Below are 12189 nucleotides of genomic sequence, written 5' to 3'. Positions count from 1 at the left end.
GACAAGGCAGACGCGACCGCGCCGGCCGCGGTTTCCGCGCGCCGCCAGTCGATGGAGGGGGTGCATGGTGACCGGAGTCCCCGACGACCACGCAGGGGCATCAGAGCCCGAGGTCCCGGAGCAGGCCGGCGTCTCCGCCGGGCCGGCACGTCCGGAGGCGGACGATCCGGCGCCACCGCGGGCCGCCCCCGGCGGCGGCGCCGAAGCCCCCGGCGGCGGCGCCGAAGCCGCTGCCCCCGGTCAGGCGGGGGGCGGTCAGCCGGTCGACCCCGCGAGACTGTCGGACGTGGATCTCGCCACGGCGGTGATCGAGGGTCGGGCGACCGTCGACGCGACGACCGCGCGGTGGGTGCTGCTGGTCGGCGAGTTCGATCGCCGCTCGCTGTGGCTCGCCGACGGCGCCGTCTCGGCGGCGGCCTGGCTGCGCAGGGAGTGCCGGGTCAACGCGCCGACCTCGACGCACCTGCTGACCGTCGCCCGCGCGCTTCGCGACCTGCCGGCCACCAGGGAGGCCTTCACCACCGGCACGATCAGCTTCGAACACGTCCGGGCGATCGCCCCATCCCTGGGCGGCGGCCGGGTAGACCTCGCCCGCCGCGCCGACCCGATCTTCGCCCGCGCCGCCGCCTGGATGACCCCCCGCCAGGTAGCCCGCGTGGTGAGCACCTGGACCGACATAGCCGACGCCTAGTCTCTGGTTCGCTCCGTGCGGGCGCGGCGCTACGGCCCCTTACTCGCTTCGCTCCCAAGGGACCTGCGCGCCGTGTCCTCCTGCGCTCACGGGCGCTGCGGCGACCTCGCTGCGGCCCAACCCACTTCGCTTCGCTCGTGGGCTGGGCCTCCGCGAGGCGCGCCTCCGCGCCCACACGGTCACCTGACGCTTGAACGTCACCAGATCACTACACGTCTTGCCCGGCCACGTCGCTTCGCTCGTGGCGTGGGCTTCGCGCCTCATCGACGACGCCCGCAAGGACCTAGTTCCGGATCAGGCCCCGTCTTGGACTCCCGACGTTCAAGCGGCACGCCACCGAGCTGGCGCGGAGGCGCACCTCCGCGGAGGCACGCCTACGAGCGAAGCGACGTAGGCGAGCCGCAGCGGAGGTCGCCGGAGCGCACGTTCGCGGAGGAGGACACGGCGCGGAGGTCCCTTCCGCAGCGAAGCAAGGAAGGGGCCGTAGCGCCGTGCCCGGACGGAGCGGACCAGTGTTACAGCGGGATGTTGCCGTGGATGTTCTTGTCGGGGCGGCCGGCGGCGATCGCGTCGGCGATCGCGGCGGCGACGACGCCGCGGGTCTCGGTCGGTGAGACGATCGCGTCGATCACGCCGAGTTCGACCGCCTTCTGGACGCCGCCGACGGCGACCGCGTGCTCCTCGGCCAGTTCCTTGATGATCTCGGGCTGGCGCTGTGCCGGCACGGCGGCGATCGTGCGCCGGTGAATGATCTTCACGGCCGCCTCGTGGCCCATCACGGCGACCTCGGCTGTCGGCCACGCGTAGACGGCCGTCGCGCCCAGGCAGGAGGCGTTCATCGCGATGTACGCGCCGCCGTAGGCCTTGCGGGTCACGACGGTCACCCTGGGCACCGTGCACTCGGCGAAGGCGTAGAGCAGCTTGGCGCCGCGGCGGACGACGCCCTCCCATTCCTGGCCGACGCCGGGCAGGTAACCGGGGACGTCGACGAGGACGATCAGCGGCACCCCGAACGAGTCGCACATCCGCACGAAGCGGGAGGCCTTCTCGGCCGACAGCGAGTCCAGGCAGCCGCCGCGGCGCAGCGGGTTGTTCGCGACGACGCCGACCGTGCGGCCGCCGAGCCGGCCGAGCGCGGTGACGATGTTGCGGGCCCACTTCGGGTGCAGCTCGATGAAGCCGTCGTCGAGCACGCCGCCGACGAGGGGCCGGACGTCGTAGGCGCGGCGCGGCGACTCGGGCAGGAGCGTGCTGAGGTCGCGGGGTTCGACCTGCCCGATGTCGCGCTGGTCGGCCAGCAGCGACACGAGGTGGCGGGTCGTCTCGACCGCCTGGTCGTCGGAGTCGCAGCTCAGGTGGACGACGCCGCTCTTCTTGGAGTGTGTGTCCGGGCCGCCGAGGCTGTCGGCGGTGCAGTCCTCGCCGGTCACGGAGCGGACCACGTCGGGTCCGGTGACGAAGACCTTGGCGTCCGGGCCCATGATCACCAGGTCGGTCAGCGCCGGGCCGTAGGCGGCTCCGCCGGCGGCCGCGCCGAGCACCAGGGAGATCTGCGGAATCCGTCCGGAGGCTCGCACGATGGCGGCGAAGACCCGGCCCACCCCGTCCAGCGAGGCGACGCCCTCCTGCAGCCGGGCACCGCCGGAGTGCCAGATGCCGACCACTGGCACGCTCATCCGGGCGGCCGACTCGATGGCGTGCACGATGCGCGCGCAACCGTCTCGGCCCATCGCCCCGCCTTGCACCGTCACGTCGGTAGCGAAGGCGACCACCTCGTTGCCGTCGACGAGTCCCTGCCCAGCGACGACGCCCGAGGTGTCGGGCGCGGCGAACAGGGTGAGGGTGTCGTCGTCAAAGAAGTGGTTCAGCCGGGCGACGGGGGTGCGCGGGTCGACGAGTTCCATCGTGGACAGACTCACCGGGAATCTCCTTGTTGCCTGGGCGGCGAACGGGCCTGCTCCTGCGACCAGCCGCTGGCGCGGCGGGCCTGCTTGCACATCTGTCTGGTACGCGGTGCAGGGCGTACCGACGTGGCGCGCCTCGCGGCGCGCCGGGCGGCAGCGTGCGGGCAGCGCGGGATCACCGTTCTGACCGCCGAGGCATCGGCGCCATCGGCACCGCCGCGGCCACGGGGTGGCCACCAGGCACCCGGTCAGGGACCGGACATCCGGCGGCAGCCGCCGTGTCTGTCGTTCAGGGAGCCGTCCTCTGGTTGCCGTCTCCCGTGTCGCTGGTCGCTGGTACCGGGGCGGGCGATGGCCCGCCCCGTCCCAACGTCATTCGGGCGTGAACGCCAGGCAGACGTCATGTCCGCCGAAGCCGAACGAGTTCGACAGCGCCGCGCCTGCCTTGATGTTCCGGTTGTCGATCCGCACCACGTCCAGCTCGATCTCGTCGTCGAGAGCGTCGAGGTTGCGGGTCGCCGGGACGATGCGCTCGCGCATCGCCAGCACAGTGGCCACGGCCTCGACGGCGCCGGCCGCGCCGAGCAGGTGCCCGGTCATCGACTTGGTCGCCGTCACCACGGCCGAGCCGGCCGCCGAGCCGAGCGCCAGGTGCAGCGCCTTCGACTCGGCGAGGTCGCCGGCTGGGGTCGACGTCGCGTGCGCGTTCACGTGCGCGACGTCGGCCGGGGTCAGGTCGCCCGTCTCCAGCGCCTCCTGGACCGCCCGGGCCGCTCCGGCCCCGTTCGGCTCGGGCGCGGCAACATGATATGCGTCCGAGCTGATTCCCGCCCCGGCGAGATAGCCGAGGATCCGGGCCCCGCGGGCCTTCGCGTGCTCCTCCGCCTCCAGCACCAGGACCCCGGCACCCTCGCCGAGCACGAACCCGTCCCGCGCCTTGTCGAACGGCCGCGAGGCCAGCGTCGGGTCGTCCTGGCGCTTCGACAGCGCCTGCATCTGCGCGAACCCGGCGATCGGAAGCGGGTGGATCGCCGCCTCCGTCCCGCCGGCGATGGCGACGTCCGCGCGGCCGAACTTGATCAGCTCGTACGCGAGGGCGATCGCCTCGGTGCCGGACGCGCAGGCGCTGACCGGTGCCCGCACGCCACCCTTGGCGCCGAACGCCAGCCCCACCGTGGCGGCCGGACCGTTCGGCATCAGCATCGGGACGACGTGCGGGGTCACCTTGCGGGAGCCCTGCTCCTTCAGCACGTCGTACTGGGAGAGCAGGGTCAGCACGCCGCCGATGCCGGAGCCCACGCAGACCATCAGCCGCAGCGGGTCGACCTCCGGTGTGCCGGCGTCGGCCCACGCCTCTCGCGAGGCGACCAGGGCCATCTGCTGGGTCCGGTCGAGCTTGCGGGCCTCGACACGGCCGAGCGGGGGCTCGACCGCGAGCGGGGCGGCGATGTGGACCGGCACCGTTTCGATCCAGTCCTCCGTGAGACGGCGTACGCCGGACCGGCCGGCGAGCAGCCCTTCCCACGTGGACGCCACATCGCCCCCGAGCGGAGTGGTCGCCCCGAGGCCGGTGACGACAACCCGCCTAGGGGTCCTGATCACGCCGCGACACCTGCCCGCTGGATGTAGGAGACCGCGTCACCGACGGTCTTGAGGGTCTTCACGTCGTCGTCCGGGATCTTGACGCCGAACTTCTCCTCGGCCGCGACGACGACTTCGACCATCGACAACGAGTCGACGTCGAGGTCGTCGATGAAGGTCTTCTCGGGGGTGACGTCGGCCGGGTCCACGCCGGCGACCTCCTCGAGGATCTCGGCGAGACCGGCGAGGACATCAGTCTGGGACATCGGGGACCTTTCTTGATCAGCTAAGGGTACAGGTTCAGATTGGTGAAGGTCACCCACGAATGGGGGCGGCGCGTGGGCGTTGGCCCGGCGACACCGTCCGACGGGTGGCGAGCAGGGTATGACTCGCCCCGTCCGGCACCGCCTTCAGGGGCATCGGATGACCTGGCCACAGTAGGTCAGGCCGGCTCCGAAACCGAACAGGAGGACCGGGTCGCCGCGGCGCAGCTCGCCGGCGTCCAGAAGCCGCGACAGCCCCAGCGGGATGCTCGCGGCCGAGGTGTTCCCCGAGTCGACGACATCGCGGGCGACGACCGCGTTCCGCGCGCCCAGGCCGCCCACCAGCGCCTCGATGATGCGCAGGTTGGCCTGGTGCGGCACGATCCCGGCGAGCTCCTCCGGCGCGACGCCGGCGCGCTCGCAGATGCTGCGCAGCGTCGGAACCAGGGTCAGGGCCCAGCGGAAGACCGCCTGCCCCTCCATCCGGAACAGGTTGTCGCCGTGGCCGGGAACCCTGATCACGTCCGGGCGGGAGCCGTCGTGGCCCCAGACCGCCGGGCCGATCTCGTCGGTCTCGCCGGGCCCGACGACCGCCGCGCCCGCGCCGTCGGCGAGCAGGATGCACGTCGTGCGGTCGTCCCAGTCGGTGTAGTCGGACAGCCTCTCGGTGGCGACCACGAGCACGTGGCGGGCGGTGCCCGAGCGGACCGTGTCCGCGGCCTGGGCGAGCGCGTAGCAGAAGCCGGCGCAGCCCGCGTTGATGTCGAACGCGCCGGCGGAGTGCACCCCGACGCGGTGCGCGATCTGCGGCGCCGTCCCCGGGATCTGCGACGGGCTCGTGCAGGTCGCGGTGATGACGAGGTCGATGTCGGCCGCGGCGACGCCGGCGGCGGCCAGCGCCTTCTCGGCGGCCGCGGCGCCCATCATGACCGTCGTCTCGTCGGCGTCGGCGATCCGGCGGGTGGCGATGCCCGTCCGGCTGCGGATCCACTCGTCGGAGGTCTCGACGCGCTGGGCGAGGTCGTCGTTGGTGACGACGCGCACCGGGCGGTAGGTGCCCAGGCCGAGGACGCGAGCGGCGGCGGTCATCAGGCCTCCCCACCATGGGCGCCGACCGGGACGGGCTCGCCGGCGGGCGCGGGAATCGTAACCGTCGCCGCTGACGCCTGCCCGGCGTCGGCGAGCTCCGCCAGCAGCTCGCGCGCCGCAGGCAGGTCGTCGGGACTCTTGATCGGCAGGATCTTCACTCCTGGGAGTTCTCGGCGGGCGATGCCGGCGAGCGTGCCGGCGGGAGGTAGCTCGATGACGGCCCTGACGCCCAGCTCTCGCAGCGTCGCCATGCACAGGTCCCAGCGCACCGGGGCGGCGACCTGGCCGACGAGCCGGGTCACCATCTCCCGCCCGTCCGTCACCACGGCGCCGTCCGCGTTGGAGACCTGGCCGAGCCTTGGCGTGCCGGGGCGGATGCCCGGGGCGACCTCGGCGAGCGCGTCGCGCCCGGAGGCCATGTAGTGGGTGTGGAAGGCGCCGGCGACGGCGAGCGGGCGCACCCGGACGCCGGCCGGCGGCTCGGCGGCGAGCTTCGCCAGCGCGTCGAGGTCGCCCGCGGCGACGATCTGACCGGCGCCGTTGCGGTTGGCCGGCGTCAGGCCCAGGCCCTCCAGATGCGCGGCGACCTCCTCCGGGTCGCCGCCGAGCAGCGCCGACATGCCGGTCGGGGTGCGAGCCGCGGCCGTCGCCATGGCCCGGCCGCGCAGCGCCACCAGCGCCATCGCGGCCTCGGGTGAGAGCGAGCCGGCGAGCGCGGCGGCGGTGATCTCACCGACGCTGTGGCCGGCGACCAGCGGCGAGCCGACGGGCACACCGCCCGGGAGTGGCAGGCCCAGCTGCTCGGCCGCGATCAGTCCGGCGGTGACGATCAGTGGCTGCGCGACCGCCGTGTCCCGGATGGTCTCCGCTGGCGCCTCGGTGCCGAGCTCGACCAGGTCGATGCCCGCGGCCGCGCCGAACCAGCGCAGGCGCGCCGCGACGCCCGGCAGCTCGAGCCACGGTCTGAGCATTCCTGGGGCTTGGGCGCCCTGGCCTGGCGCGAGAATGGCGAGCACGTAACTACCTAACCCTTCGCGGGCGCCCGCTGTCGCTGGCGGCCACTCACCGATGTGCCGACGGCTCGTTGTAGCAGTCCTACAAAACGCGGCGCCCGGACGGGTGCGTTAGTCACCTGGCGGCATCTGGGCCGACAATCGTGTGACAGGGCCGTTAAGTCGGGCGATGTGACCGTTGTCGCACCGGCGCGGAGCCGGTGGATGGCGATGTTCGCACCATCACGCCTGTAGGTCGTCCACGACACGACGAGTGTTCGCCGCGAGGTTCCGGAGTCCTAGCTCCGCCTGGCCAGGCTCCATCGCTCGGCTACCCCGATCGGGCACACCCGTCGGGGAGTGTTCTCCGATCCGTGCCAGATTGGCGGCGAGGACGCTTTCCAGGCTCGTCGGGAGCTATCCCTCGAGGCGGCCGAGGAGGAGCGCTATGTGCAGCATGAACCGTTGGCGGTGGTCGGCCGTGTCGAGGCCGCACACCTCCGACGCCTTTCGCAGGCGGTAACGCACGGTGTTGGGGTGGAGATACAGGGCCCTGGCGGTGGCCTCCAGAGAGGCGCCGAAGTCGAGGTAGGTGCCCGCGGTCTCCAGCAGCGGCGCGCCGGCGTCGCGCAGCGGTATGTAGATCTCGTCGATGAGAGCCCGTCGGGCCCGCTTATCGCCGGCGAGCGCCCGCTCCGGCAGCAGCGCCCGCGCGGTCACCGGCCGCGGCGCGGCCGGCCAGGCGGCGACGACGTCGACCGCGGCGACCGCGGCCCGCGCGGACTCGGCGGCGCCGGCCAGGTCCGCGGCGACCGGGCCGACCACCACCGGACCGGGCCCGCAGGCCGGCATCAGCACCCGGGCGGCCTCCACCGCCGAGTCGACGCCACTCGTGGCGCCGCGATCGCGACGGGGGCGGCCGGGCCGGTTCGGGTCACCGGTCGCCGCCGCGACGGCGCGGGCCGCGGCCTCGCGGGGTACCCCGCCCTCCTCGCCCCGCGCGGCCCTGGACGCGTCGGTGGCGGGCGCGGCGGCGGAGGACGCGGGCGGGTCCGCGACCGTGCCGGCCGTCCCGGCTGGCGCCGCGTCGGTACCGGTCTCGTCAAGCCGGAAGCGCCCGCCGACGATCATGATGAGCCGCTGGTTGTGCACGCCGGTCAACACCTCGAGACCCGCCGAGCGGGCCAGCCGGTGTACCTCGTCGACGACGGCCTCCGGCGCCTGCGGCGGCGCGGCGCCGACGACGACGGTCACCGCGGGCGGATTGCGCCAGCCGACCGCCGCCGCCCGCGACGACAGCGCCCTGTCCTGGTCGCCGCGCACGACGTGGTCGACGACGAGCGCCTCCAGCCGGGCGTCCCAGGCGCCGCGCTCCTCGGCGACCCGGGCGTAGACGACCGCCCCGGCGAAGGCGATGTCACGGGAGTAGCGCAGCACGTCGGCCAGCACCCGCTGCTCGTGCTCCGGCTCGACGATGTTCGGGACCTCGGCCTCGATCGTCTCGACGGCCACCCGGACCAGGTCGACGAGCCGGCGGAAGGTGACCGCCCGGACCAGCTCGCGCGGCGCCACCCGGAACACGTCGCTCGACAGGTCGCGGGCATGCTCGGGGCGCCGGCACCACTCGACGAACGAGGCGATGCCCGCCTGCACCACGAGCTGGATGTCGGCGCGGTGCCGGGCCGACATCCCCGGGTACCAGGGCAGCAGCTCGGACATCCTGGCGACGGCCTTGTTCGCCAGCAGCCCGCTGGCCCGTTCGATGCGCCGGATGACCGCGTCGTTCGTCCCGGCGTCGGCCTCGGCGCGCCCGCCTCCGGTCCGGTCCGGTCCGGTGTCGCCGGTCCGGGCGGTCGGTGCCAGGGGGGACGCGGGCGGCGCCGGTTCGGGAGCGGTGGTGCCGTCTAGGCCCGGATCGGGCCCGTCCTGCCCGGGCGTGCGCCTCGCCTCGCCTGGCTCTGGCGTCGYCTGCGCCGGCACACCTGTCCGCCCAGGCCTCGCCGGGCCGGCCGGCGGGCCGGCCTGCCCGACCGCCGGGGTCCCCGCCGGATCCGGGGTCCCTCCCCGATCGGCGGAGCCGATCGGGGAGGTCTGGGAGCCGATCGGGGAGGTTCGGCCGTGCGCGGATACGGGTTCGGCCGATGGCGGAGTCACGGCGACCAGCATGCATCACGGGAGCTCGCCGGCGTTCGCACGCCAGGTCACGGCGGCGAGCGGGACTCGCGGGCGGGTCCCGGCGCGGTGCCGGAAACCGCCCCCGGCCGTGTCGTGAAATCCGACCGGCGACCGGCTGGGCGGAGATGCCGGACACGACGKCGGGCGCACGGCCACAATGAGCCGATGCCCCGACCCAGACCGCCTCGTGCCACGGTTTTCGTGGCGGGCCTTGTCGGCGCGCTCACCGGCCTGCTCGGCGGGTGCTCACAGATGCTGCCGATGAAGACCGAGGGCCTGATCCCGGCCGACCTGGTGCCTGTCTTCCGGGAGGCCGCGGCCAACTACGGCCTGCTGTCGGCCGCCCAGCTCGCCGCGCAGGCCCGGGTGGAAAGCCGGTTCGACTCGTCGGTGATCTCGCGCGCCGGCGCGGTCGGCATGATGCAGTTCCTGCCGCGGACATGGGCCGAGTTCGGCCTCGACGGTGACGGCGACGGTGTCGCGGACCCGCTCAACCCACTCGACGCGATCCCGTCCGCCGCGCACTACGAACAACATCTCTCGGAGCTCGTCGGCGACCTGCCGGGCGACCAGATCTCCCTGGTGCTCGCCGCGTACAACGCGGGCCCCACCGCCGTCCGCACGGCCGGCGGCGTTCCCGACTTCGCCGAGACCAGGTCCTACATCGCGAAGATCAATTCCTGGGCGGAGACCTACGCCTCCGAGATCTGACGGTCGGCGATCTGACGGTCGGCGTCGTAGACGGATGTGGTGAACGGGCCGCCCACGAAGGCGTGGTCCGCCAGGGCGAGGTCGGGCTCGCCGAACTGGGCCGTCAGCTCGGCGGCGTAGGCCTCGGCGTCGTCACTGGGCTCATAGCCGAGTGCGCGGGCCTCCCGCTGGGAGAACCAGCCCCGGGTGTTGTCGGAGACGCCCCAGGCGACGCGGAAGCCGGGGCTTGGCGCGGTCAGGCTGGCCTCGACGAGACGGGCGGCGTCGCCGGGCGAGAGCCAGGTGGCCAGGGCGCGCGGATCGGTGGGCCGCTCGGCGCAGGTCAGGATGCGAAGGCAGACGACGTCGAGGCCGTAGCGGTGGTGGTAGAGCGCGCCAAGGGCCTCGCCGGCCGCCTTGCTGACGCCGTAGTACGTGTCCGGCGCGGGGAAGAGGTAGTCCGGCGCCTCGTCGCCGTCGCGCGGGTGGAAGCCGACGGCGTGGTTGCTCGACGCGAACACGACCCGGCGTACCCCCTGACGGCGCGCCGCCTCGAGGACGTTGTACGTGCCGTTGATGTTGAGGGCGCTGATCTCGTCCCAGGTCGACTCGCCGGACCGCCCAGCGAGGTGAACGACCGCGTCGATACCGGCGCAGGCCTCCTCCAGGGCCGAGAGGTCGGTGATCGAGGCGACGACGGCCTCCTCGTCCTGGCCGGCTGGTTCGAGGGGCGCGACGTCGAGCAGGCGCAGGACCCGGCCCGGTTTCGCCAGGCGCGGCCGCAGCATCGTCCCGATCCGCCCGGCCGCGCCGGTCACCAACACGCGTTCGGTAGCCATCGTCCCAGTGTGATCCGGCCCGGTGCGCGGAGAGCGCCGGCCCACGCCTCGCGGCTGGGCCGAGGCCGATGGCCGATGGCGCCGAACGGTGGCCGTCGCGGCGGCGGCCTGGGACGCTAGGCAAGAGGGTCCCGGCGGCGGAGAGGCTCGCGATGGCCAGCAGCGCTGATCTGCTCGTGGACGGCTTCGGGCGGGTCCGGGAGGTCGTTCACGGCGCGGTGGATGGGCTGTCCGCCGAGCAGCTCAACCACCGGCTCGACGGGCGGGCGAACTCCATCACCTGGCTGGTCTGGCACCTGGCCCGGGTGCAGGACGACCACGTCGCCGACGTCGCCGGTACCGAGCAGGTATGGACGTCGGCGGGCTGGTACGGCCGGTTCGGCCTGCCGCTCCCACCGGAGTCCCACGGCTACGGGCACACCTCGGCCCAGGTCGACGGCGTCCGGGTCGGGGACCCGGCCCTGCTCACGGACTACTACGACGCGGTCCACGACGCGACCCTGCGTTTCGTCGCCCCGCTCACCGACCCCGACCTGGACCGGGTCGTCGACGCCGGCTGGGACCCGCCGGTGACGCTCGGCGTCCGCCTGGTCAGTGTCATCGCCGATGATCTCCAGCACGCAGGCCAGGCCGCCCTCATCCGCGGTCTCCTCCTCGCCACCTGAGGTCGCCGCCTCACCCGCCCGCACGCCACGTGCCCCCCGTTGTCAATCGCCGGTGGCGCCGTCGATGCGTTCGCGCAGGAGGTCGGCGTGGCCGTTGTGGCGGGCGTACTCCTCGATCATGTGGAAGTAGACCCAGCGTAGGGTGAGGGTGTCGCCGCGGTGGACGAACGCGTCGTCCAGCGACCGGCCGGCCGCGGCCGAGCGGGCCCCCGCGACCTCCTTCTCGAACGCGTCGAAGGCCTCCTGGGGGTCGGCGGTGTCGACGTCGTCGAACTCCGCGTCCTGGTTGTCGTCCGTGATCCAGTAGGACGGCAGGCCCTCACCGGCGAACCGGACGCGGAACCAGCTGCGCTCCACCTCGGCCAGATGCCGCACCAGGCCCAGCAACGACAGTGTCGACGGCGGAACGGCACGCTCCCGCAGCTGCTCGACGGTCAGGCCGGCGCACTTGAGCAGCAGCGTCTGCCGGTGGTAATCGAGCCAGGCCTCGAGCTGCTCACGCTCGCCGCCGGCGGCCGGCTCGTCCATCCGGGTGACTTTTGGTGCGGTCCACGTCATACCGGCATCATCGCGCCCGCCTCCGACAGGTTCGGCGCTTCGCGCCTTGCGCCTCGCGCCTCGCGCCTCGCGCCTCGCGCCTCGCGCCTCGCGCGTCGGTGCCCGGGCGTCGGTGCCCGGGCGCCGTGCCCGGGCGCCCGCCCGGAGCGAGGGCCCGGTGGTGCCGGGCAGTGCCGGCAGGCCACGGGTGGCGGTTTGCCGGGTTCGGTGGGGCGGGGCTAGGTTGCGGCCATGACCGAGAACTCGGGCAGTGCCCGGCTCACCGTCGGCGACCCGGCTCCCGACTTCACGCTCGCCGACGCCGACGGCGAGCAGGTGTCGCTGGCGTCCTTCCGCGGCCGGCGGGTGATCATCTACTTCTACCCGGCCGCGAGTACTCCGGGCTGCACGAAGCAGGCCTGCGACTTCAGGGACAGCCTGGCGCAGCTGAACGACGCGGGCCTCGACGTGCTCGGGATCTCTCCGGACAAGCCGGCGAAGCTGGTCAGGTTCCGCGACAACGAGGGCCTGACGTTCCCGCTGCTGTCCGACCCGGACCGGGCCGTGCTCGGCGCGTACGGCGCGTACGGCGAGAAGACGCTGTACGGGAAGAAGACCGTCGGCGTGATCCGCTCGACGTTCGTCGTCGACGCCGACGGGAAGATCGAGAAGGCGCTGTACAACGTCAAGGCGACCGGCCACGTCGCCAAGCTGATCCGCGACCTCGGCCTCGCCGCGGTCTGAGGGCCGCGGCCTACGGGGG

12 protein-coding genes are annotated in these 12189 nt (G+C 73.6%); 4 read left to right on the top strand and 8 right to left on the bottom strand.

What is annotated here, in order from left to right:
- Window positions 1–64: 64 nt before the first annotated feature.
- The gene (locus tag BL253_RS11505) at window positions 65–691 is read left to right on the top strand and encodes a DUF222 domain-containing protein (protein WP_076816245.1); all 627 of its coding nucleotides are present in this window, start codon (window positions 65–67) and stop codon (window positions 689–691) included.
- 515 nt (window positions 692–1206) lie between these two features.
- Here the strand turns inward: BL253_RS11505 and BL253_RS11500 are convergent.
- The 6 genes from BL253_RS11500 to BL253_RS11475 form a co-directional block, all read right to left on the bottom strand.
- Window positions 1207–2610 (bottom strand): acyl-CoA carboxylase subunit beta, encoded by a 1404-nt coding sequence (locus BL253_RS11500; protein ID WP_076816243.1) that lies wholly within the window; start codon window positions 2608–2610, stop codon window positions 1207–1209.
- 357 nt (window positions 2611–2967) lie between these two features.
- Window positions 2968–4197, bottom strand: coding sequence for a beta-ketoacyl-ACP synthase II (fabF, locus tag BL253_RS11495; protein ID WP_076816241.1), 1230 nt, complete (start codon window positions 4195–4197; stop codon window positions 2968–2970).
- Complete coding sequence (locus BL253_RS11490; RefSeq protein WP_007520367.1) at window positions 4194–4442, bottom strand: acyl carrier protein; 249 nt, start codon at window positions 4440–4442, stop codon at window positions 4194–4196. The genes fabF and BL253_RS11490 overlap by 4 nt, the downstream gene beginning before the upstream one ends.
- 144 nt (window positions 4443–4586) lie before the next feature.
- A complete protein-coding gene (locus tag BL253_RS11485; protein ID WP_076816240.1) occupies window positions 4587–5528 on the bottom strand; it encodes a beta-ketoacyl-ACP synthase III in 942 nt (313 codons plus the stop codon).
- Window positions 5528–6544 (bottom strand): ACP S-malonyltransferase, encoded by a 1017-nt coding sequence (locus BL253_RS11480; protein ID WP_076816238.1) that lies wholly within the window; start codon window positions 6542–6544, stop codon window positions 5528–5530. Before BL253_RS11480 ends, BL253_RS11485 begins: the two co-directional genes overlap by 1 nt.
- 393 nt (window positions 6545–6937) lie before the next feature.
- Window positions 6938–8686, bottom strand: a complete 1749-nt coding sequence (locus BL253_RS11475) for a helix-turn-helix domain-containing protein (protein WP_420801646.1) — start codon at window positions 8684–8686, stop codon at window positions 6938–6940.
- Window positions 8687–8860: 174 nt separating this feature from the next.
- Between BL253_RS11475 and BL253_RS11470 the strand changes: the two genes are divergently transcribed.
- A complete protein-coding gene (locus BL253_RS11470; protein ID WP_076816236.1) occupies window positions 8861–9406 on the top strand; it encodes a lytic transglycosylase domain-containing protein in 546 nt (181 codons plus the stop codon).
- On the opposite strand, the gene BL253_RS11465 is transcribed toward BL253_RS11470, so the two are convergent.
- Window positions 9388–10224 (bottom strand): NAD-dependent epimerase/dehydratase family protein, encoded by an 837-nt coding sequence (locus BL253_RS11465; protein ID WP_076816234.1) that lies wholly within the window; start codon window positions 10222–10224, stop codon window positions 9388–9390. The two genes, BL253_RS11470 and BL253_RS11465, sit on opposite strands and share 19 nt — an antisense overlap.
- 152 nt (window positions 10225–10376) lie before the next feature.
- Here BL253_RS11465 and BL253_RS11460 point away from each other — a divergent pair, with 152 nt between their 5' ends.
- Window positions 10377–10889, top strand: a complete 513-nt coding sequence (locus BL253_RS11460) for a mycothiol transferase (RefSeq protein WP_076816233.1) — start codon at window positions 10377–10379, stop codon at window positions 10887–10889.
- A gap of 42 nt (window positions 10890–10931) precedes the next feature.
- Here the strand turns inward: BL253_RS11460 and BL253_RS11455 are convergent, their stop codons facing one another.
- The gene (locus BL253_RS11455; RefSeq protein WP_076816231.1) at window positions 10932–11447 is read right to left on the bottom strand and encodes a DinB family protein; all 516 of its coding nucleotides are present in this window, start codon (window positions 11445–11447) and stop codon (window positions 10932–10934) included.
- 231 nt (window positions 11448–11678) lie between these two features.
- Between BL253_RS11455 and bcp the strand changes: the two genes are divergently transcribed.
- Window positions 11679–12170 (top strand): thioredoxin-dependent thiol peroxidase, encoded by a 492-nt coding sequence (gene bcp / locus BL253_RS11450; RefSeq protein WP_076816229.1) that lies wholly within the window; start codon window positions 11679–11681, stop codon window positions 12168–12170.
- The last annotated feature ends 19 nt before the right edge of the window (window positions 12171–12189 follow it).

Origin of the sequence: Pseudofrankia asymbiotica, from assembly GCF_001983105.1 — a bacterium.
GTDB lineage: Bacteria > Actinomycetota > Actinomycetes > Frankiales > Frankiaceae > Pseudofrankia > Pseudofrankia asymbiotica.
Note: the sequence above shows the minus strand (reverse complement) of the source record. Positions and strands in the feature narration are given on the sequence as shown.

Excerpts from the sequence above, each read along its gene's own strand:
- BL253_RS11505 (WP_076816245.1), top strand. The coding sequence starts at position 65 with ATGGTGACCGGAGTCCCCGACGACCACGCAGGGGCATCAGAGCCCGAG.
- BL253_RS11490 (WP_007520367.1), bottom strand. The coding sequence starts at position 4,442 with ATGTCCCAGACTGATGTCCTCGCCGGTCTCGCCGAGATCCTCGAGGAG.
- BL253_RS11485 (WP_076816240.1), bottom strand. The coding sequence starts at position 5,528 with ATGACCGCCGCCGCTCGCGTCCTCGGCCTGGGCACCTACCGCCCGGTG.
- BL253_RS11470 (WP_076816236.1), top strand. The coding sequence starts at position 8,861 with ATGCCCCGACCCAGACCGCCTCGTGCCACGGTTTTCGTGGCGGGCCTT.
- BL253_RS11465 (WP_076816234.1), bottom strand. The coding sequence starts at position 10,224 with ATGGCTACCGAACGCGTGTTGGTGACCGGCGCGGCCGGGCGGATCGGG.
- BL253_RS11460 (WP_076816233.1), top strand. The coding sequence starts at position 10,377 with ATGGCCAGCAGCGCTGATCTGCTCGTGGACGGCTTCGGGCGGGTCCGG.
- BL253_RS11455 (WP_076816231.1), bottom strand. The coding sequence starts at position 11,447 with ATGACGTGGACCGCACCAAAAGTCACCCGGATGGACGAGCCGGCCGCC.
- bcp (WP_076816229.1), top strand. The coding sequence starts at position 11,679 with ATGACCGAGAACTCGGGCAGTGCCCGGCTCACCGTCGGCGACCCGGCT.